The organism is Sinorhizobium sp. 6-70 (assembly GCF_030124375.1).
In the GTDB taxonomy this organism is placed as follows: Bacteria; Pseudomonadota; Alphaproteobacteria; order Rhizobiales; family Rhizobiaceae; genus Sinorhizobium.
Genome location: NZ_JASKLS010000011.1, coordinates 60,741 through 81,233 on the forward strand (window position 1 = coordinate 60,741; position 20,493 = coordinate 81,233).

Consider the following 20,493-nt stretch of genomic DNA (forward strand, 5'->3'; position numbering starts at 1 on the left):
CCAGCGCCGTGCGTCTTTACGTGACGCACAAAGGTCGCTGCAGCACTTTGCATCGCTGCGTGTTTCTGCCCTTCAATCGGGTCCGTTCGGAAACCTGCAGTGGGCGGCGAGCAAACGTCTCGGAGCCCGCTAAAGCCCACTTCTCATGGACCAAAAGTAAACTTGTGTCAAAGTGTATAGTTTAGAATGTTTTCAAACTTTCCCGGGGCGGCACGCGCAAACGTCGGCCTGCGATCCGGCACTAAGGTGCGTCGCGTTCAAACGGCCTCACACGGCGCGTTTAGGTCTTCGTGTTCATGCCTGTCGTCCACCCAAAACCGCTGCACACTTTTGGGGGGCATGCATCAGCTCTTTCGGCCCATAAGGCAGAAAAAGAAGCCGTCGGTTCCCGTCGAGGCGGGCGTCAGAGTGACCGTCTTCATGTCGGCGGACCACGGCTGCGGCTTGTCGGTGCCGAAGAGCGTGGCCCATATGTCGGCGGCCGAGAGAATCTCGAATTCCGGATTGTCCTCGCAGAAACCGTAGACCTGCGACTCGTTCTCCTCGGGAAGCACCGAGCAGGTCACGTAGATCAGATGTCCGCCCGGCCGCACGAACTGGGCGGCGCTAGCAAGCGCCTCTTCTTGCTGCGCCAGCCTCTCCTCCAGGTTCTTCTGCGTGAGCCGCCATTTCGTGTCCGGGCGCCGCCGCCACGTGCCGGTCCCGGTGCAGGGCGCATCCACAAGCACGCGATCGAAGCGCCCGGTAAGCGGCGCCAGGGATTCCGCCGATTCATGCACCTGCACATTGCGGGTGCCGGCGCGCTTCAGCCGCTCGATGATCGGCGCCAGCCGCTTGCGATCGGTGTCGTAGGCGTGGACCTGGCCCTTGTTGTTCATCGCGGCCGACATGGCAAGCGTCTTGCCGCCGCCGCCGGCGCAGTAGTCGAGAACCTGCTCGCCTTCCTGCGGGAAAACCAGATCGGCGACGATCTGCGAACCTTCGTCCTGAACTTCGAACCAGCCCTTCTGGAACGAGATCTCCGCGGTGACGTTCGGGAGGCGCGAAGCGCCTTCGCCGGCCGGGATGCGCAAGCCGTGGCGCGCGATTGTCGCCGGTTCGGCGCCGCTTCGGTCGAGCGCCTTCAACACCTTGTCGCGGCTTGCCTTCAGGGTGTTGACGCGCAGGTCCAGTGTCGGCCGCCCGGCAAGCGCCTGGGCTTCCTCGAGCCAGTGGTCGGAGAAGTTCTCCTCGAAAGAGGCCTCAGTCCACTCCGGAATATCCGCCTGCACATGCTTGGGCGCATCGTCGAGCCGGTGCTCGGCAAAGACCTTCATCATTTCCGCCGAGGGAGCCTCGGGCGCGAACTTGTCGTCGGCGAGCTCCGCGGCAAGCGTCGCGGGGGTAAAGCCCCATTGCCGATACATGACCGCGTGGCCAAGCGCGGTCGCGCTGTCGCTGTCCATCAGATAGGCGTGGGAGAGCTTCATCCGCAGCGCGTCGTAAACGATGTTACCGATGGCGGAGCGGTCGCCCGATCCGGCGAAGCGGTGGGAAAGGCCCCAGTCCTTGAGCGCGTCAGCGACGGGCCGTTTCCGTTTTTCTATGTCGTCAAGAACCTCAATGGCTCCTGCGAGCCTTCCGCCCAAGCGCATCTTCGATGAACTCCTTTTTCGCCGTGGTAACGGCGAAGACACCGAAGAGCAAGACGGAAGCGGTAGAAATGGCGGAAGCCGCCCACTGCATGTTTCCTTAAATCGGAGCCGATCAAGGATATTGGCGGATCAGGAATTGATGACCTGGTAACAGATGCTGGCGGTTCCCGAGCGGATCATGCCGATTTGCGAGGCGGCCGCCTTCGACAGATCGAGCACGCGGCCGCGAATGAACGGGCCGCGATCGTTGATGCGGACGACGACCGTCTTGCCATTGCGCTTGTTGGTGACCGCGACCTTCGTGCCGAACTTGAGGTTGCGGTGGGCAGCGGTGAGGCGCGCGGCGTTCATTCGCTCGCCGGACGCGGTCTTGGAGGTCAGCGCGTACCAGGATGCACCGCCGCAAGCGGACCCTGCTGCCTGACTATCGGATGCCGAGACCAACCCCATCCCGACGGTGAATAGCACTGCTGCGGCAGCAGTTTTAATGTTCGCTGGTTTCAAGCGACGGCCCCCACGGTTTGAAAGTTTAGTTAATTTTCCCTGCTGATTGACCTAATTGAGGCGAAAAATGGCAAAACCGTGCTTCAACCGTTAACTGTCTATTAGGTATTGTTGAAAAGCGGTGAAATTTTAAAATGGAAGTTTGTTTGAATTATTTTAGATCGCCGCGTGAAGTTCTTTGGAATCATGGGTTAGACGTCGGACGGGGCCCCGGGCCGAGGGCAGACTCCCCGTGTTCAAAAAAAATCATTTAAAAATTTCGATTCGCATGAATTTCCGTGAATCCTGTTCGTGAAAATCTTCTAACTAGCGCCTAGGTTGTGCAATCCGGCGAAGTATAGACCAAATATGGGCAAGCGTTAGGCAGTCAAACGAAAGTCGTGCTCACCGTTACTATCGGATGATCTGAAGACATGCTTTCATCCGAATGGAGGTATTCTGGCTGCACGAATTGTGGTGGAGTCTACTTGCCGCGCCAGATGCCTGTTTCCCACAACTGTGCAAGCGACACGCGATAGTTCGGGAAGGCAAATTGGAAGCCGGTCCCGCGAAGGCGGGCATTCGAGACGCGCTTGTTCTCGCCGTAGAAGGAGCGCGCCATTGGCGACAATTCGGCGGTCTCGAAGGGAATTTCCGGTGGCGGCTCGACGCCCATCAGCCGGGCGGCTTCCGCCACCACATCTTGCGGCGGGGCCGGTTCATCGTCGGTGACGTTGAAGATCCCACCCATGCTGCGGTTGGCAAGGAAGGCGGTAGCCGATCCGATATCTTCGACGCGAATGCGGTTGAAGACCTGGTTGGGCTTCACCAGCCTGCGTGCCGTGCCTTCGGCGAGGTTGCGAAAGGCATTGCGGCCCGGGCCATAAATCCCGGCAAGGCGCAGGATAGCGACGGGAATGCCGCGCTCAGCGCCGAGGGCAAGCCAGGCATTCTCAGCCCCGACCCTTTCGATCGAACGCTGGGAAACAGGCTCGTAGGGCGTGTCCTCCGTCACCCAGGCACCCTTGTGGTCGCCATAGACGCCGACGGTGGAGAGATAGCCGATCCAGCGAAGATTGGGGAGAAGTTCGGGCAACGCCTGGACACCGGTGCGAAACATCGGGTCGCCGTCCTGGCCCGGGGCAATCGACTGGACGAGATGGGTTGCCTGGTGCATCGCGTCCGCGAGCTCGGCGGATATCGCCGTTCCATCGAAAAGGAGCGGACGAATCCCGGCTTGCGCAAGATCGGCGAGCCTTTCGGGCGAGCGGGTGGTGCCGGCCACGGACTGGGCCGCAGGCACCAGTGCCTTCGCAATCGCCGTGCCGGAATAGCCGGCGCCAAGAATCAGGACATGCATCGGCTTACTCCTGCCATTTCCCATTCGAAAAGTACGTCTTTGTCGCTTTCCGGCGCACACTGCCCGGCGAACGCGGCAAGTTCGTCGCGCGGCAAAAGCCGCGAGAGGGCCCAGACAGCCATACCCCTCACCGTTGGGGAAGCGTCGAGCGCCAACGCCTTGCAATGCGGTACCAGGTCTCTTTCACCGGAGTTGCCGGCCGCGATCAAGGCGTTTCTGACGAAACGGTCGCGACCGATCCGTTTGACCGGAGAACCGGAGAAGAAGGCGCGGAACGCCGCATCGTCCAAGGTCAGCAGGAAGTTCAGCGCCGGCTCTTTCAGGTCGTCGCGCGGCCGGAGTTTCATTTCGGAGGCCGAACGCGCGAACTTGTTCCACGGACAGGCGGCAAGACAGTCGTCGCAGCCATAGATCCGGTTGCCGATCAGAGGTCGGAGCTCGGGCTCGATCGAGCCTTTGTGCTCGATCGTCAGGTAGGAAATACAGCGCCGTGCGTCGATCTGATAGGGCGCCGGAAAGGCGCCGGTCGGGCAGGCGTCGAGACAGGCGCGGCAGGAGCCGCAATGGTCGCGCTCCGACTCGTCGAGGTCGAGGTCGGCGGTCGTGAACAGGCTACCGAGAAATAGCCACGAACCGTATTCGCGGCTGACGAGATTGGTATGCTTACCCTGCCAGCCGATGCCGGCCTTTTCGGCGAGCGGCTTTTCCATGACCGGGGCCGTGTCCACGAAGACTTTCACGTCCTCGCCGAAGCGGGCGGCAAAGCGCGTCGCGACCTCCTTGAGCCGCCCCTTGACGACATCATGATAGTCGCGGTTCTGCGCATAGACCGAAATCGCCCCGCGGTCCCGCTTGGTGAGGATCGCGCGCGGATCGTCCTCGGGACCGTAGTTCATGCCGAACATGACGATCGAGCGGACGTCGCTCCACAGCACACGTGGATCGGACCGGCGTTCTGCCGTTTCGGCGAGCCATTCCATCGTGCCGTGAGCTCCTTCGGCCAGAAACTGTCTCAGCCGCTCGGGCGCCTCCGGAATGGCGTCCGGCCGCGTGATGCGACAGATATCGAAGCCCTTGTCCGCCGCCTCGCTCTTCAGAAACGCGGTCAGTGTGCTGCGCTTCCTGTCCTGGTTCTCCGCTCTTACGGCGCCGCCAGGCATTGCATTGTCCTCAGAAGTCGAGGTCCGCATAGTGCGAGACCGGTGTGATGCCGCGCACGCGCTCGCCGAGCAGCGGCCGGAAAGACGGGCGGGATTTCAATCGCTGGTACCACTCTTTCGCCGTCGGCGCCTCGGACCAGTCGATCTCGCCGAGGTAATCGAGCACTGAGATTGCGGCGGCCGCGGCAAGATCGGCGTAGGAGATGCGGTCGCCCGCAAGCCACGGGCGCGAGCCGGCGAGCCAGGAGAGATATTTCATGTGCTGGCGGATATTTGCGCGCGACGTACGCAGGATTTTCGAATCCGGCGCGCCACCGCCCTGATCCGGGGTCATCTGCAGCTTGAAGATGCGCTCGCGCACCAGCGGGCGCGTCACATCGGCTTCCATCTTGTGCAGGAACCATTCGGTGAGCCGGCGAATCTCCGCTCGTTGGAACGGATCCTCCGCCAGGAGGCGGCGGTCGCGCTTCATGATGCCGCTGGTTTCATCGAGATATTCCGAAATGATCGTCGCGCCGCAAAGCGCGCGCATGCTGTCGTCGACATAGACGGGCAGCGTGCCCGCCGGATTGAGGGCCAGAAAGTCCCGCCGGTTCTCCCACGGCTGCTCCTCGCTGAGCTCGGTCTGGTAGCCGTATTCCGAAAGGATCAGGCGTACGAACCGGGAGGCGGAGGACATGGGGTGATGATAGAGTGTCGGCATCGAGGATCGGCTTCGTGGATCTGTTTTTGCGGGAGCGCTACAGTGCCGCGCGTCTTGTCAGACGCGCAAGGACGCTGCAGCTGTTTGCTGCATGTTTCCTTAAATCGGCTACGATTTAAGGAAACATGCAGTAACGTCGCGGCACATGTGTCTGGCCACGGCTTGTTGTTACGAGCTATAGGTAGTTCAGGTGGCAAACACAAGCGAATCGACCTTCTCCTCCCAAATCCCAACACGTCAGGAACATCTTATTTATGGCGGATCAATCGATCATCAGCGCGCTCGTGCTCGGTCTTGTCGAAGGACTGACCGAGTTCATCCCCGTGTCGTCGACGGCGCATGTTCTTCTTGCCGGCCACTTCCTTGGTTTCAGGTCACCCGGAAATACCTTCGCCGTTCTCATACAACTCGGTGCGATCCTTGCGATCCTGCTGGTCTATTCCCACCGGCTGCTCAAGATTGCGCTGGCTTTGCCGTCGAGCGCTCTCGCACGCCGCTTCGTGCTCTCGGTGCTTATCGCCTTTCTTCCCGCGGCCGTCATTGGTGCGGCGGCCCATGGCTTCATCAAGTCGGTGCTTTTTGAAACACCGATGCTGATCTGCATCGTGCTGATCGTCGGCGGCGCCATCCTTTACGCGATCGACCATCTGCCGCTTAAACCCCGCTATACCGACGTGATGGATTATCCGCCGTCGCTGGCCTTCAAGATCGGCCTCTTCCAGTGCCTTGCGATGATTCCGGGCACGTCGCGTTCCGGCGCCACGATTGCCGGTGCTTTGCTGATGGGAACCGACAAGCGTTCCGCGGCGGAGTTTTCGTTCTTTCTCGCCATGCCGACAATGGTCGGTGCCTTCACCATCGATCTCTACAAGAACCGTGACGCGCTTTCCTTCGACGATATGACGCTGATTGCGGTCGGGTTCCTCGCCGCCTTCGTGGCCGGGGTGTTCGTTGTGCGCTCGCTGCTCGATTTCGTCTCGTACCGCGGCTTTACGCCCTTCGCGATCTGGCGGATCATCGTCGGGGTAGCCGGCCTCATCGGCCTGTGGCTTCTTGGCTAGAGCAATTCCAGGAAAAGTGTGTAACGGCTTTCCGTCAGGACTTGTGTCAAATCAACAAGCTAGATCGTTTCACTGTTTCAATGAAACGATCTAGGCCAAAAATAAAGCCGCATGCGCTCTTTCGAAACGCATGCGGCTCCCTGGCCCCCGCCAAAACTGAAATATCACCGCCGCAGTGCCGTCCGAGAGGACTGGTGCGCTTATGCGACAGGTGCCGGCTTACTCGCCGGAAAACTCGATCGACGCGGTCGTGCAGGGGTCGACGCCATAGGCGGGCGCGCATCCCTTGCTGCTGCTTGCCACGGTACTCGGAGCCATGAACGAGCCAGCCAGAATGATCAGTGCCGCAGACGCAAAAAAGATTGCGATCGACTTGCCCATGGGACGTTATGCCTTTCGAGTGTGATGTTGGCACCGACTGCGCTCGCCGAGCGATGTGGCGCGAGGGGTGTTTATTCGCTGGACATGTCATGATCAATATCAGGACATGCTGAATCCGCGGTAAATGCTATTCGTGTTTTGCAACTGCGGCAGAACTGCAACGGTGTTGCACCATTACCACAAACAAGAACCGCCGGCGGAGCCGGCGGTCACATCGAACGGGATGAGGAGTCAGGCCGCGCGTCCGCCGCGCGTATATTGTCCATGCGGGCGATAGCGCACAAGATAGGTCGGCAGAATCGAATCGAGCATCGTCGGGTCGATTCCGATTCCGGCGAGCGTCCGCCCCTCCGCTTCGGCTTGTTCGGAGACGACATTGTCGGATTTGAGCAACACCACCTGATCGGCCGTGAGCGGCGGCGTGATGAACGGCACCATCGAAGCGACGCCCCCGATGAGGGAAGCGACGCCGAACGGCAGCGGCACGAGGCGGCGCTTGCGGTCGATCGTCTTCAGCATGAGCTCGAGACATTCGCGGAACGACAGGACCTGCGGTCCCCCGAGTTCGTAGATCTTGCCTTTCTCGACCTTGCCGTCGACCGCGCGGGCGACCGCCTCGGCAACGTCGGTCACATAGACCGGCTGGAATTTCGTGCGACCGCCGCCGACGAGCGGCAGGAATGGCGAAAACCGGGACATTTCTGCGAACTTGTTGAAGAAGCCGTCCTCGGGCCCGAAAATGATCGAAGGCCGCATGATGATCGCTTCGGGAAGCGTTTCGAGGATCGCCACCTCGGCGCGGCCCTTGGTGCGTGCATAGCTCGACTCGGACTTGGTGTCGGCGCCGATCGCCGAGATATGGGTCAGTGTCGCCCCGGCAGCGCGCGCCGCTTCGGCGACTGCCCGCGCTCCGAAATCCTGAACCGCGTCGAAGGTGTTGCGGCCGCTCTGGAACAGGATGCCGACACAGTTGATCACATGGTCAGCGCCTTCGACGGCGCGGTCGATCGATTTGCGATAGCGCAGATTGGCCTGGACGAAGGAAATCTGACCGACATTCCCGAGCGGCTGGAGATGGCCGGCGAGGTCCGGACGACGGACCGCAACGCGAATGCGATAGCCGCGCTTGGCGAGCGCGCGCACCACATGACGGCCGACAAATCCGGATCCGCCGAAAATCGTCACCAGCGGCGGAAGGTTGGACAAGGTCATGGGAAACGCACTCCTGATATCATTGGGAAGAATTGCTTGCTACATAGCCCAAGCGGCGGGAGAGGTGAAGGCCAATCCACGATCGCTGCACCGGCACTTTCGCGCCGCCTTCTGCGGGCCTCAGACGCCTTCCACCACCACCATCTCGGCGTCGGCCACTTCCTGCCGGATCGCCGCGGCAATCTGGTATTCGGGCGAGTTGTAACAGTCGACAGCAGCCTGAAGGGAGGGAAACTCGATGACGACGTTGCGGGCGCGAACCGCGCCTTCCAGCCGATGGAAGTTGCCACCGCGCGCGAGGAACTTGGCGCCGTATTTCTCGAAGGCCGGCTTTGCCGCCGCCACATAGTCCTTGTAGCGTTCAGGGTCCCGTATATCGACCCGAGCGATCCAATATCCCTTGGCCATGATAAGCTCCTCGTCTTTCGGTAGAATACACAGACGGGATCGTTACTTCCGGCAATTTGCGGTCAACGTCAAGCGTAGCGTCCGTCCAATGGACGGCAGCCTGCAAAATAGCCGGAGAGCCTTCGGCGCCGGCGGGTCAACCGGAAAGCGCGCTCTCCATCTCGGCCAGTATCGCACGGGCAGCAGTCAACGGCTCTGCAGCCTGGACGACCGGCCGCGCGACCACGAGATGGCTCGATCCCGCACGAAGCGCGTCAGCCGGCATCATCACACGCTTCTGGTCACCCTTGTCGGCGCCGGCAGGCCGGATGCCGGGCGTGACGAGCGCCATGTCCGTTCCGACGATCTTGCGCACGGCAGCAGCCTCTTCGGCGGAGCAGACGATGCCGCCCATTCCCGCAGCACGCGCCTGTTCCGCGCGGCGCAGCACCAGCGTGTGCGGATCGTACTCGTAACCGGCATCGATGACGTCCTGCTCGTCCATGGAGGTGAGGACCGTGACGCCGAGCAGGCAGAGGTCGGATCCGCGCGCCGCCTCGACGGCCGCCTTCATCGCCTTGGGATAGGCGTGCAGCGTCAGCATCGACACGCCCATCTTCACGATGTTCTCGACGCCCTTCGCCACCGTGTTGTCGATGTCGAGCAGCTTCATGTCGAGGAATACCTTCCTGCCGCTCGCGGCAAGATCGCGTGCGAATTCGAGCCCGCCGGCGAAAGCAAGCTGGTAGCCGATCTTGTAGAAGACGATGCTGTCACCAAGTGTCGAGACGATCTTTTCCGCCTCGGCGACCGTCGGTAGATCAAGGCCGACGATCAGCCGGTCGCGCGCGCTCATGGTCATGTCGAGATCACCCCTGCCAGAACTCCATCGGCGTCCAGTCGCACGTGACGGCGCGATCCGCAAGGCGAAAAGCAAAGAGGTTGCCGCCCCCCGCCGGCTGGTCCGCGTTGCGCGCGATCGCGGCGCCGGTCATGCGACATTTGAGCAGCGTCCCGACGCCACCGTGCCCGATGAAGGCGATCGGAACCGCGGGGTCATGGCGATCGAGAATGTAGGAAACGGCGTTCCAGATGCGCGTCTGGGCGTCGATCGCCCGCTCCCAGCCTTTGAAGCTTTCGTTCGGATGGGCGAAAAACCAGTCGGCGGCCTCCTCGAACGCCGGTGGCGGCAGGAACCCTGTCGCGGAGCGGTCGTTCTCGCCCATCTCTTCGTCAGTCTCGACGGGGATGCCTGCCGCACGCGCCAGTATGGCCGCGGTCTCCAGGGCTTTCGTCTCATGGCTGGATATGATGCGGCCGAGGGACCGGACCCAAGGATTCGAAGCCGCCGCGCGGGCGCGATCCCTGCCGAGCTCGGACAATCCCCATTTCGGCACGGCGATTGCCGGGTCGATCGTAACCTGCGGATGGGTCAGATAGACGCCGAACACGCGACGCCTCAGTGCGCCTTGCGATAGACCCAGAGCTGAGCGGGCGGAATGTTGCGCACGACGAAGTCGAGATGCTGGATGCTGTAGCGATCGGGCATGGCGACGACCGGCGAGAGCGCGCCATAGGAAATCTGCACGACGGGCCGTCCGACCGGGATGCGCGAAAGCAGGTCTTCGATAAGTTCTACCCGGCGGTGCATTGGAAAGTTCAACAGCGGCACCGCGGACACGACACTGTCGAACTGCCGGTCCTTCAGCGATCCGAGGGTGTGCTCGAGGTCGAACGCGTCGCCGTTGATGAACTGCACGCCGGCGAAACGAGCCTTCAGCTGGTTGAAGAAATCAGTCGAATATTCGACCGAGACCAGTTTTGCCGGCGCGATGCCGCGCTCCAGGATCGCCTTGGTGATCACGCCGGTCCCGGGGCCAAGTTCCAGCACCGGCAGGCCCGAATAGGGATTGACCACGCTCGCCATCCGTCGCGCCGTGATCGAGGACGTTGGCAGGATCGCTCCGACGGCACGGGTGTTGTTCATCCAACCCTTGAAGAAGCGGATTTCCTCGTCGAACTTCCGACCGAACTTTTCCTTCACCTTCAAGCGCAAACTCATCGAACCCCCTCGAAAAATCGTTCTCATTTCGGTTGCGCGCGGCCCATGCTGCGTTCTGATTCGGCCGGGTCGCGCAAACATATGGAGCATAATGTGCTCCCATCTGCGGCAAAAACAAGTCTGTCCGCGTCCAAAAGCAACAGCTTATCAACAAGACGCGACCGCAGGTTTCGTGAAAAACCCGCCGTCCAGTGGCGGCGGGTCAGCTTTTTCATGCCGCTGTCGAGGCGAACCCTCACACGCGCATCGGCATGAGGACATAGAGCGCGTCCTCGGCGGCAAGGTCACGCACCAGCGTCGGCGAACCGGGATCCGCAAGCATGAAGACCGCATCGTTGCCGGTGAGCTGGGCGGTGATGTCGAGCAGGTACTTGGCGTTGAAGCCGATTTCCAGAGGATCGCTTTCATAGCCAACTGGCAGTTCTTCCGTAGCGCTGCCCGAATCCGGATTGTTGACGGTTAGCGTCATCTGTCCGTCGGTGAGCGCGAGCTTCACCGCGCGGCCGCGCTCGGACGAAATGGTCGAGACGCGATCGACGGCCTGGGCAAAGGACTGGCAATCGACGCGCAGTTCCTTCTCGTTGTTGGCCGGGATCACCCGCTGGTAGTCGGGGAAAGTCCCATCGATCAGTTTCGAGGTCATGATGATGGAGCCGATCGTCAAGCGGATCTTGGCGTCCGAGACCTCGACCGTGACGACGATGTCGGGATTGTCGAGCAGCTTCTGCAACTCGCTGACGGTCTTGCGCGGAATGATGATGCCCGGCATGCCTTCGGAACCGGCCGGAGCCTCGACATCAGCGCGGGCAAGACGATGGCCGTCGGTCGCAACCGCACGCAGCTTCAACTGGCCGTTGCTCTCGACCGTGTGCACGAAAATGCCGTTGAGGTAGTACCGGGTCTCCTCCGTCGAGATCGCGAACTGCGTCCGGTCGATCAGCATCTTGAGGTCCGTCGCCTTCAGCCGGAAGGAATGCGAGAAGCTGCCGGCCGTCAGATCCGGGAAATCCGATTGCGGCAGGCACTGCAGCGAAAACTTGGAGCGGCCGGAGGCAACCGTCATCGCCGTGCCCTCGGCATTGGTCGCAAGCAGCACTTCCGCCCCATCCGGGAGCTTGCGAACGATATCGTAGAGGAGATGCGCCGGAACGGTGGTGGCGCCCGCTTGTTCCACCTGCGCCGGCGTCGCCTCGGTGATCTCGAGATCGAGGTCGGTCGCCTTCATCTCGAGGCTCGCTCCATCGGAGCGCAGCAGCACGTTCGAGAGGATCGGGATCGTGTTTCGCCGTTCGACCACGCGGTGAACATGGTTCAGCGATTTCAGGAGATTGGACCGCTCGAGAGTAATGCGCATGGGATGCTACCGCTTTCAACCATTGCCCGGCGGGCGAACCCGCCGCGGCGTCAACTGCGAGTGTCCCGGCCGCTCGGCCGGAAGGATGTGGACGGGCAAAATGGCAGAAAGAGAACCGCAAAAGCAAGGGGTTTCGCGGGGAGTTTCCCCAATTGCACAAGGGGACGATCGTGACCCGTCCTTGCCTCACGCCATCAGCTCGCCCATAAAGGCTCAAGCCGGCTCGATGGACATAGGCGGCGGGAAGATAAGCAATTGGAAAAGCACGAAATGGCCGAAGCGGCGGACAGGGAGAAACAGCGCGGCTACCGGTTGCACAATGCGACCATACCGGCCCGCCCGCTGGAGCCGGCGCTCTATCTCGTCGCCACGCCGATCGGCAATCTCGCCGACATCACCCTCAGAGCCCTGGAGACGCTTGCCGGCGCCGACGTTCTCGCCTGCGAAGACACGCGCGTCACCCGTGTGCTGCTTGATCGCTACGGCATCGTCAACCGCCCCTTCGCCTATCACGAGCACAATGCTGACGAGGCCGGCCCGCGGCTGCTGGCAGCGCTCGGCGAGGGCAAATCGGTGGCGCTCGTTTCCGATGCCGGCACGCCGCTCGTCTCCGATCCCGGCTATCGCCTGGCGCAGCAAGCGATTGAGGCGGGCCACCGCGTCGTGCCGATCCCGGGGCCGTCGGCTCCGCTTGCTGCCCTCGTCGGCTCGGGCCTTCCGAGCGATGCTTTCCTTTTTGCCGGCTTCCTGCCCGTAAAGGACAAGGCGAGGCGTGATCGCATCAGCGAGCTTGCCGCGGTGCCCGCGACGCTGCTCTTCTTCGAGTCGCCGCACCGGATCGCGGCAACGGTCGCCGCTGCTGCAGATGTTCTCGGCACGGAGAGGAAAGCGGTCGTCTGCCGCGAGCTGACCAAGACCTTCGAGGAATTCCGGCGCGGCACGCTCGGGGAGCTCTGCGCCTTCTACGCCGACGGCGCGAACGTGAAGGGCGAAATCGTTCTGGTCGTCGGTCCGCCGGATGCGAAGCCGGTTCCAAAGGAGGCGGATGTGGACGCGCTCTTGAGCGCGCTCGCAAAGGACATGCCGATGGGCAAGGCCGCAACGGAAGCTGCCCGCCGCACCGGCCTGCCGCGCAAGGAACTCTACGACCGGCTTCTCGCTCGCAAGGAACGCGATGAAGGTTGACCCGCCGGACAGTCGCAAGCTGAAGGCTCTGAAGCGCGGCCATGTCGCCGAATACCGCGCGGCGCTCTGCTTGATCCTCAAAGGCTATCGCATCGTGGCGATGCGCTATCGCACCAGGCTCGGCGAGATCGACATCATCGCCCGTCGCGGCGATCTCATCGCCTGCGTCGAAGTGAAGGCCCGCCGCGGCTTTGACGAGGCGATCTTTGCCGTCTCCGACACGGCGCAGCGGCGGATCAGGGCCGCGAGCGATATCTGGCTGGCGCGCCAGGCGGATTTCCACCGTCTCTCCGTTCGCTACGATATTGTTGCCGTTACCCCCTGGCGCTGGCCGCGACATCTGCCGGATGCATTTTGACACGCGGGCGCATTTTGACCAAACGGGCAAATTTGTAATCGTTCCGACATAAAAGCGTTACCCCACTGTCATCGAAGGTCACTAGTCCACTGCCATTCCCAACGAAGGTGGAGAGGGCAATCGACCATGATCAGGACTTTCATAACTGCCGGTTTCATGCTGGCGCTTTCGGCATCCTCCTCGCTCGCAGCGACAGAAATCACTTGGTGGCATGCCATGAGCGCGGAGCTTGGGCAGAAGCTCGAGGCGATCGCCACGAAGTTCAATGAAAGCCAGACCGACTATGTTGTGAAGCCGGTCTACAAGGGAACTTATCCTGAGACGCTGACGGCGACGATTGCCGCCTTCCGCGCCGGCCAGCAACCGGCCATCGTGCAGGTCTTCGAAGTCGGCACCGGAACGATGATGGCTGCCAAGGGTGCGGTTTATCCGGTCTACAAGCTGATGGCGGATCAGGGCGAGACCTTCGATCCCAAATCCTTCATCGCACCGGTCGTCGGTTATTATACCGATACCGAGGGCAACATCCTTTCGATGCCGTTCAACTCCTCGACGCCGATCCTCTATTACAACAAGGACGTGTTCAAGAAGGCCGGTCTCGACCCCGAAGTCGCCCCGAAGACCTGGGCCGAAGTCGAGGACTTCTCCCGCAAGATCGTCACCTCCGGCGCGGCGAAATGCGGCCTCACCAGCGCCTGGATCACCTGGATCCAGACGGAAAACCTTTCCGCCATCCATGACCAGCCGTTCGGCACGCTGGAAAATGGCTTCGGCGGCACCGGGACGGAATTCACCTTCAACGGCCCGGTCCAGGTCAAGCATTGGGCCAATCTGAAGAAATGGGCCGACGAGGGCCTGTTCCAGTATGGCGGCCCTGTCGGCGGCGATGACGCCGCCACGAAGTTCTATGCGCAGGAATGCGCCATGACGATGAACTCCTCGGCCGGTCGCGCCGGCGTCATCAAGAACGCGAAGGACTTCACGCCCGGTTTCGCGCCGCTTCCCTACTACGACGACGTGACGAAGGAGCCGAAGAACTCGATCATCGGCGGCGCGACGTTGTGGGTTCTGAACGGTCAGAGCGACGACGTCTACAAGGGTGTCGCGAAGTTCTTCACCTATCTATCGCGGCCGGAGCTCCAGGCCGATTGGCATCAGTTCACCGGCTATCTGCCGATCACCAATGCAGCCTACGAGCTCGGCCAGAAGCAGGGCTACTACGAGAAGAACCCCGGTTCCGACGTGGCGATCCAGCAGATCACCCGCGGCACGCCCTCTGCAAACTCGAAGGGCGTACGCTTCGGTAACCTCACGCAGGCACGCGCCATCCTCGACGAGGAGTTCCAGGCGCTGCTCGCCGGCAGCAAGACCGCCCAGCAGGCGCTCGATTCCGCCGTCCAGCGCGGCAACGAACTCCTGCGCGAGTTCGAAGCGGCCAACTAGGGTTGCGCCTTACCAACGGAAGGCCGGCGATACTGCCGGCTTTTCGCCTTTTGGCGGGCCGAAGCGAAAGACTATGATGGACACGAAACGCACGATCTTTCCAAACCGGGTGATGCCCTATCTGCTTCTGGCGCCGCAACTCGTCATCACGCTGGTGTTCTTCATCTGGCCCGCGGGACAGGCGGTGAAGTCGTCCTTCGAGCGGGAGGACCCGTTCGGGCTATCGACGAGCTTCGTCGGGTTTCAGCATTATGTCCGGCTTCTCAGGGATCCGCTCTATCTCGACTCGCTCGCGCGGACGGCCGTCTTCGCCGTCGCCGTGACCGCGCTTTCGATGGCCTTCGGTCTGGCGCTTGCGGTGGCGGTCAATCGCCTGGTGAGAAGCGGGCGCATCTATACGACGCTTCTCGTCTGGCCCTATGCCGTGGCGCCGGTGATTGCCGGCCTGCTCTGGTGGTTCCTGTTCAATTCGACGACCGGCGTGCTTGCCTATTTTCTCGGGCAGCTCGGCATCCGGTGGGACCACAATCTGAATGGCACGCATGCGATGATCCTGATCATCATCGCCGCCGCCTGGAAGCAGGTCTCGTATAATTTCCTCTTCTTCCTCGCCGGCCTGCAGTCCGTGCCGCATTCACTGATCGAGGCCGCGGCGATCGATGGCTCAGGCCCGGTCAAGCGGTTCTTCACGATCGTCCTGCCGCTCCTGTCGCCTACCACCTTTTTTCTGTTCATCGTCAACGTCAACTACACGATGTTCGATACGTTCGGCATCGTCGACGCCACAACGGCGGGCGGCCCGGCCCAGGCGACCAATATCCTCGTCTACAAGGTCTATAACGACGGATATCTCGGCCTCAACCTCGGCTCGTCCTCGGCGCAGTCGGTGCTTCTGATGTTGATCGTGGTCGTGCTCACCGTCATCCAGTTCCGCTATGTCGAGCGGCGCGTGCAATATTGAGGCGATGGCGATGGTCGAAAACCGCCCGTTTCTCACCTTCCTGACGCATCTGGTCCTGGTCGCCGGCGTCGTGATTGTGGCCTTTCCTGTCTATGTCGCCTTCATCGCGTCCACCCACACAAGCGAGGTGCTGGTCGGCGGCATAATTCCGCTCCTGCCCGGCGGGCACCTGATCGAGAACTACACGCAAGTGCTGAGCGCCAGCTCTGCCGCCAACGGCCTGCCGTCCTACCCGCTGATGGCGCTGAATTCGCTCGGCATGGCGCTGATCATCACCTTCGGCAAGATCGCGATTTCGATCCTCTCGGCCTTCGCCATCGTCTATTTCCGCTTCCGTTTCCGCCTGCTCGCCTTCTGGATCATCTTCATCACGCTGATGCTTCCCGTCGAGGTGCGCATCATTCCGACCTACAAGGTGGTGGCCGATCTCGGCATGCTGAATTCCTATCCCGGCCTCACGGTGCCGCTGATCGCTTCGGCAACCGCTACCTTCCTCTTCCGGCAATTCTTCATGACGGTGCCGGACGAACTCATGGAGGCCGCGCGCGTCGACGGTTCCGGCCCGCTCAAGTTCTTCCGCGACATCTTGCTGCCCTTGAGCCGCACCAACATCGCCGCCCTCTGCGTTATCCTCTTCATCTATGGATGGATCCAGTATCTCTGGCCGCTGCTGGTCACCACCGATCCCGGCTACTACACGCTGATGATGGGGCTGAAGCGCATGGTCGCCATCCAGGACGGCGAGGTGCAGTGGCACCTGGTCATGGCCGGCGCCATCCTTGCGATGCTTCCGCCCGTTCTCGTCGTCATCCTCATGCAGCGCCTCTTCATCCGGGGCCTCACCGAAACGGAGAAGTGACATGGCCGCTATCGAAATCCGCGATGTCCGCAAGATCTATGCCGGCGGCGTCGAGGCGGTGAAATCCGTCTCGATCGATATCGCCGACGGTGAGTTCATCGTGCTCGTAGGCCCGTCCGGCTGCGGCAAGTCCACGCTCTTGCGCATGGTCGCGGGACTGGAGACGATCAGCGCCGGCACCGTGTCGATTGGCGGCCGCGTCGTGAACGCGATCGAGCCGGCCGAGCGCGACATTGCCATGGTCTTCCAGAATTATGCGCTCTATCCGCACATGACGGTCTACGAAAACCTCGCCTACGGCCTGAAGAACCGCAAGACGCCAAAGGCCGAAATCGATGCGCGCGTCGCCGAGGCAGCGCGCATGCTCGAAATCGAGCCCTATCTCGACCGCAAGCCGCGGGCGCTTTCCGGCGGTCAACGCCAGCGCGTCGCCATGGGACGGGCGATCGTCCGCAAGCCGGCCGCCTTCCTCTTCGACGAGCCGCTGTCGAACCTCGATGCCAAGCTCCGGGTGTCCATGCGCGGCGAGATCAAGCGGCTGCAGAAGCGCCTCGGCACGACCTCGCTCTACGTCACCCACGATCAACTCGAGGCAATGACGCTCGCCGATCGACTCGTCGTTTTGAACGGTGGCCGGATCGAACAGATCGGTCGCTCGCTCGACGTCTATCACACACCGGCCTCGACCTTCGTCGCGAGCTTCATCGGCTCACCGGCGATGAACCTCGTCAAGGGCGTTCTCGACAGCGGGCGCCTTCAGATAGGCACGCAGTCGATCGACATCGGCCATCGGGCGCCGTCGAGCGGACCGGTAACTGTCGGCTTGCGCGCGGAGGATCTGCGTCTTGCAAGCGTTGGCGAGCGGGCTCTGCTCTTCCGGGTCGATTACGTCGAGGAACTGGGAGCGCAACGCCTCGTTCACGGCGCAATCGGCGATCATGTTGTCACCGTCGCGCTTGCGCCGGAGACGCCGCTTTCGGACGGTCTCGCCATTACCATCGCGCCCGAGCGCTTGCATTTCTTCGCGCCTGACGACGGCAGGAGGATCGGCGGACCAAGATCGGCGGCGGGCAGCGCCCCGGCCACTGTGCGAACTGTAAGCCTGGAGCCGGCATTGTGATTGAAACGACCGCAGCAAGACTTGCCGCACCTTCGCAGGAGGCCCGGACGGATTTTGCCCAGGCCGAACATACCGTTGCAGCCCACGACGCCATCATGGGAAGGCTCGAGGCGATGAACACGATCGAGATCGGCGGCGCGCTCCCCGTCCACGGGGCGCTGGCCTTTCCGTTCGCCGTCGCGGCATGGAATCTCGAACGCTGTCTGTTCGCCAAGGACAGCGCCGCCCATCTTCGCGCCACCGGCGCCGCGCTTGTTCTGCTCTCGGAGATGGACAACGGCATGGCGCGCACCGGCCAGCGGCACCCGACGGCAGAGATCGCCGACGCACTCGGCATGCGATATGCCTACGGCGTCGAATTCGTCGAACTCGGACTGGGCTCCGACACGGAGCGCGAATTCTGCAAGGACGACTTCAACGAGAAGGGCTTCCACGGCAATGCGCTATTGTCGGCGGCGCCGCTTGCCCGCCCGTTCATGCTGCGGCTCTGGGGCGAGAGGCCGTGGTTCATGGACGGCGGCGACCAGCCGCGCGTCGGCGAGCGCCTTGCTATCGGTGCCGTGATCGAGACCCCGGCGGGCCGTTTCGTCGCCGTTTCCACCCATCTCGAAAGCGCCGCTAAGCCCGCCTACCGCGAGCGGCAGGCCAAGGAACTGATCGATGCGCTGGAGGCGGCCTTTCCGGGGCTCCCGATCCTGATCGGCGGCGATCTCAACACCGGCAATCACACCGGCGGCGATTTCGAGGCCGAGGGGCTATTTGCGATGAGCGCCGCGCGCGGCTTTACGCGGCACGGCGGTCCGATCGATGGCATGACGACGCGCCCGAGCCTGATCACCCGCCGGCCGAAACGGGCGATGAAATACGACTGGTTTCTCTCGCGCGGTTTAAGGGTGGGCGAAAGCCGGATCATTCCTTCCCTCGATCCTTCGGGCCGGCCGCTGTCCGACCACGATCTCATCACCTGTGTCGTTGAGGGCTTCGAATAGCGTCCAGAACGCGCGCGACGATGACGCATCAAGGTGGAGTATGTCTCGTTTCGCTCTCCTGAAGGCCCCTGCCACGCATTTGTTCTATTATTGTTCTTGTTTTTGAGCGTAGTCCGTGCAAGATTTGATGCTGCAACCGGCGTCGGTTGTGGCGGCGCGAATGCGGCCGCCGTGACGAGGGGGCATTATGGTCGCGCGTGTCAGCACGGTTGCATTCCAGGGGATCGAAGGTGTTCCGGTCGACGTACAGGTGATGGTCGCACCCGGCAAGGTCGGCATGCAGATCGTCGGCCTGCCGGACAAGGCGGTCGCCGAAAGCCGTGAGCGCGTCCAGGCGGCGCTGCATGCCTCGGGACTGGCGCTGCCGGCCAAGCGGGTCACGGTCAATCTGGCGCCGGCCGACCTGCCGAAGGAAGGCAGCCATTTCGACCTCGCCATCGCCCTCGGGCTGATGGCGGCGCTCGGCGCCGTCCCGGCCGATGCGCTCACCGGCTACGTCGTCATCGGTGAACTCAATCTGGACGGCACCATTGCCGCTGTCGCCGGCGCGCTGCCGGCCGCCATTGGCGCCAACGCGCTCGGCAAGGGTTTGATCTGCCCGGCGGAAAGCGGGCCGGAAGCCGCCTGGGCCGGATCGGAAATCGACATCCTCGCGCCGCGCAGCCTGATCGCCATCGCGAATCATTTTCGCGGCACGCAGGTGCTCTCCCGCCCGGAGCCCGCCATACGGGCCGCCGCTGCCAACCTGCCCGATCTCGCCGACATCAAGGGCCAGGAGAGCGCCAAGCGGGCGCTCGAAGTGGCCGCCGCCGGCAATCATAATCTCCTGATGGTCGGTCCTCCCGGCTCCGGCAAGTCGATGCTTGCCGCACGCCTGCCGTCGATCCTGCCGCCGCTTTCCCCGGCTGAATTGCTCGAAGTCTCGATGGTCCATTCGATCGCCGGTCAGCTGCCGGGCGGCAAGCTTTCCGATCGGCGGCCGTTCCGCGCGCCGCACCATTCGGCCACCATGGCAGCCCTGATCGGCGGCGGGCTCAGGGCGAAGCCCGGTGAGGCGTCGCTCGCCCACCACGGTGTTTTGTTCCTCGACGAGTTTCCGGAGTTTTCGCCGCAGGTCCTCGACGCGCTGCGCCAACCGCTCGAAACCGCCGAATGCATCATCGCGCGCGCCAACCACCGTGTCAGCTATCCCGCGGCGATCCAACTCGTCGCGGCGATGAACCCTTGCCGCTGCGGCATGGCGGGTGAACCGGGGCGTACATGCGCCCGCGGCCCGCGTTGCATGGCCGATTATCAGGCGCGGATTTCCGGCCCCCTGATGGACCGCATCGATATCCGCATCGACGTGCCGGCCGTCAGCGCTGCGGACCTCCTCCGCCCGGTGGCGGCCGAACCGAGCGCAGCCGTTGCCAAGCGCGTCGCTCGCGCCCGCGCGCTGCAGGCGGACCGTTTCGCTGCCCTCGGCCATTCGGAGCTGACGAGCAATGCCCGTGCATCGACGACGATGATCGAGAAGATCGCGGAACCGGACGCCGCGGGCCTGCAGCTCTTGAGGGATGCGGCGGAGAAGATGAAGTTCTCGGCGCGCGGCTATCACCGGGTGCTGAAGGTGGCCCGCACGCTGGCGGACCTCGACGAGGCGGCGACCGTCGGCCGGATCCATCTTGCCGAGGCGATTTCCTATCGCGTCGCCGGTGAGCGATTGCCGGTGGCTGCCTAGATCACGATGAGTTGGGGGAAGCGGGCGGAAAACCGCGCACACTTTGCCTCATCCCGCTTCA

22 protein-coding genes are annotated in these 20,493 nt (G+C 62.5%); 9 read left to right on the top strand and 13 right to left on the bottom strand.

All coding sequences use genetic code 11. The features are described 5' to 3' along the window. Positions 1 to 344 precede the first annotated feature (344 nt). The 5 genes from QN222_RS20720 to QN222_RS20740 form a co-directional block, all read right to left on the bottom strand. A complete protein-coding gene (locus QN222_RS20720; RefSeq protein ID WP_283964327.1) occupies positions 345 to 1,634 on the bottom strand; it encodes an RsmB/NOP family class I SAM-dependent RNA methyltransferase in 1,290 nt (429 codons plus the stop codon). Between the two features lie 129 nt (positions 1,635 to 1,763). Further along, complete coding sequence (locus QN222_RS20725; RefSeq protein WP_180939882.1) at positions 1,764 to 2,138, bottom strand: septal ring lytic transglycosylase RlpA family protein; 375 nt, start codon at positions 2,136 to 2,138, stop codon at positions 1,764 to 1,766. A gap of 463 nt (positions 2,139 to 2,601) precedes the next feature. Beyond that, positions 2,602 to 3,477: an SDR family oxidoreductase gene (locus tag QN222_RS20730; RefSeq protein WP_283964328.1), complete on the bottom strand. Its 876-nt coding sequence runs from the start codon at positions 3,475 to 3,477 to the stop codon at positions 2,602 to 2,604. Beyond that, positions 3,465 to 4,637: a tRNA epoxyqueuosine(34) reductase QueG gene (gene queG / locus QN222_RS20735; RefSeq protein WP_283964329.1), complete on the bottom strand. Its 1,173-nt coding sequence runs from the start codon at positions 4,635 to 4,637 to the stop codon at positions 3,465 to 3,467. The genes QN222_RS20730 and queG overlap by 13 nt, the downstream gene beginning before the upstream one ends. A gap of 10 nt (positions 4,638 to 4,647) precedes the next feature. Further along, positions 4,648 to 5,340 (bottom strand): glutathione S-transferase family protein, encoded by a 693-nt coding sequence (locus QN222_RS20740; RefSeq protein ID WP_283964330.1) that lies wholly within the window; start codon positions 5,338 to 5,340, stop codon positions 4,648 to 4,650. A 254-nt stretch (positions 5,341 to 5,594) separates the two neighbouring features. On the opposite strand from QN222_RS20740, the gene QN222_RS20745 reads away from it, so the two are divergent. Next, positions 5,595 to 6,401, top strand: a complete 807-nt coding sequence (locus QN222_RS20745) for an undecaprenyl-diphosphate phosphatase (protein WP_283964331.1) — start codon at positions 5,595 to 5,597, stop codon at positions 6,399 to 6,401. A gap of 219 nt (positions 6,402 to 6,620) precedes the next feature. Here the strand turns inward: QN222_RS20745 and QN222_RS20750 are convergent, their stop codons facing one another. From QN222_RS20750 to dnaN, 8 genes are all read right to left on the bottom strand, one after another. Further along, positions 6,621 to 6,782 carry a hypothetical protein gene (locus tag QN222_RS20750; protein ID WP_136506661.1) on the bottom strand — a complete coding sequence of 54 codons (162 nt, stop codon included), beginning with the start codon at positions 6,780 to 6,782 and terminating at the stop codon, positions 6,621 to 6,623. Between the two features lie 231 nt (positions 6,783 to 7,013). Next, complete coding sequence (locus QN222_RS20755; protein WP_284005577.1) at positions 7,014 to 7,994, bottom strand: complex I NDUFA9 subunit family protein; 981 nt, start codon at positions 7,992 to 7,994, stop codon at positions 7,014 to 7,016. 120 nt (positions 7,995 to 8,114) lie between these two features. Continuing rightward, complete coding sequence (locus QN222_RS20760) at positions 8,115 to 8,402, bottom strand: DUF1330 domain-containing protein (RefSeq protein WP_283965489.1); 288 nt, start codon at positions 8,400 to 8,402, stop codon at positions 8,115 to 8,117. 136 nt (positions 8,403 to 8,538) lie between these two features. Further along, positions 8,539 to 9,243 carry an orotidine-5'-phosphate decarboxylase gene (gene pyrF / locus QN222_RS20765; protein ID WP_283965488.1) on the bottom strand — a complete coding sequence of 235 codons (705 nt, stop codon included), beginning with the start codon at positions 9,241 to 9,243 and terminating at the stop codon, positions 8,539 to 8,541. Positions 9,244 to 9,250: 7 nt separating this feature from the next. Further along, positions 9,251 to 9,832, bottom strand: a complete 582-nt coding sequence (locus QN222_RS20770; protein WP_283965487.1) for a histidine phosphatase family protein — start codon at positions 9,830 to 9,832, stop codon at positions 9,251 to 9,253. A gap of 8 nt (positions 9,833 to 9,840) precedes the next feature. Then, a complete protein-coding gene (gene pmtA, locus QN222_RS20775; RefSeq protein ID WP_283965486.1) occupies positions 9,841 to 10,443 on the bottom strand; it encodes a phospholipid N-methyltransferase PmtA in 603 nt (200 codons plus the stop codon). 23 nt (positions 10,444 to 10,466) lie between these two features. Then, positions 10,467 to 10,658, bottom strand: a complete 192-nt coding sequence (locus QN222_RS20780) for a hypothetical protein (protein WP_283965485.1) — start codon at positions 10,656 to 10,658, stop codon at positions 10,467 to 10,469. 20 nt (positions 10,659 to 10,678) lie between these two features. Next, entirely contained in the window at positions 10,679 to 11,797 is a 1,119-nt protein-coding gene (gene dnaN / locus QN222_RS20785) for a DNA polymerase III subunit beta (RefSeq protein ID WP_283965484.1), read from the bottom strand. A gap of 270 nt (positions 11,798 to 12,067) precedes the next feature. Between dnaN and rsmI the strand changes: the two genes are divergently transcribed. The 8 genes from rsmI (at position 12,068) to QN222_RS20825 (ending at position 20,432) form a co-directional block, all read left to right on the top strand. Continuing rightward, positions 12,068 to 12,982, top strand: coding sequence for a 16S rRNA (cytidine(1402)-2'-O)-methyltransferase (gene rsmI / locus QN222_RS20790; protein ID WP_283965491.1), 915 nt, complete (start codon positions 12,068 to 12,070; stop codon positions 12,980 to 12,982). After that, the gene (locus QN222_RS20795; protein WP_283965483.1) at positions 12,972 to 13,340 is read left to right on the top strand and encodes a YraN family protein; all 369 of its coding nucleotides are present in this window, start codon (positions 12,972 to 12,974) and stop codon (positions 13,338 to 13,340) included. Before rsmI ends, QN222_RS20795 begins: the two co-directional genes overlap by 11 nt. A 126-nt stretch (positions 13,341 to 13,466) precedes the next feature. After that, positions 13,467 to 14,783, top strand: a complete 1,317-nt coding sequence (gene ugpB / locus QN222_RS20800; RefSeq protein ID WP_283965482.1) for a sn-glycerol-3-phosphate ABC transporter substrate-binding protein UgpB — start codon at positions 13,467 to 13,469, stop codon at positions 14,781 to 14,783. Between the two features lie 76 nt (positions 14,784 to 14,859). Beyond that, positions 14,860 to 15,744, top strand: a complete 885-nt coding sequence (gene ugpA / locus QN222_RS20805) for a sn-glycerol-3-phosphate ABC transporter permease UgpA (protein WP_283965481.1) — start codon at positions 14,860 to 14,862, stop codon at positions 15,742 to 15,744. A gap of 10 nt (positions 15,745 to 15,754) precedes the next feature. Beyond that, positions 15,755 to 16,603: a sn-glycerol-3-phosphate ABC transporter permease UgpE gene (ugpE, locus tag QN222_RS20810; RefSeq protein ID WP_283965480.1), complete on the top strand. Its 849-nt coding sequence runs from the start codon at positions 15,755 to 15,757 to the stop codon at positions 16,601 to 16,603. Position 16,604: 1 nt separating this feature from the next. Continuing rightward, positions 16,605 to 17,723: a sn-glycerol-3-phosphate import ATP-binding protein UgpC gene (locus tag QN222_RS20815; RefSeq protein ID WP_283965479.1), complete on the top strand. Its 1,119-nt coding sequence runs from the start codon at positions 16,605 to 16,607 to the stop codon at positions 17,721 to 17,723. Beyond that, positions 17,720 to 18,712 (top strand): endonuclease/exonuclease/phosphatase family protein, encoded by a 993-nt coding sequence (locus QN222_RS20820; protein ID WP_283965478.1) that lies wholly within the window; start codon positions 17,720 to 17,722, stop codon positions 18,710 to 18,712. The genes QN222_RS20815 and QN222_RS20820 overlap by 4 nt, the downstream gene beginning before the upstream one ends. 187 nt (positions 18,713 to 18,899) lie before the next feature. Next, positions 18,900 to 20,432, top strand: coding sequence for a YifB family Mg chelatase-like AAA ATPase (locus tag QN222_RS20825; protein ID WP_284005578.1), 1,533 nt, complete (start codon positions 18,900 to 18,902; stop codon positions 20,430 to 20,432). Positions 20,433 to 20,493: the final 61 nt, after the last annotated feature.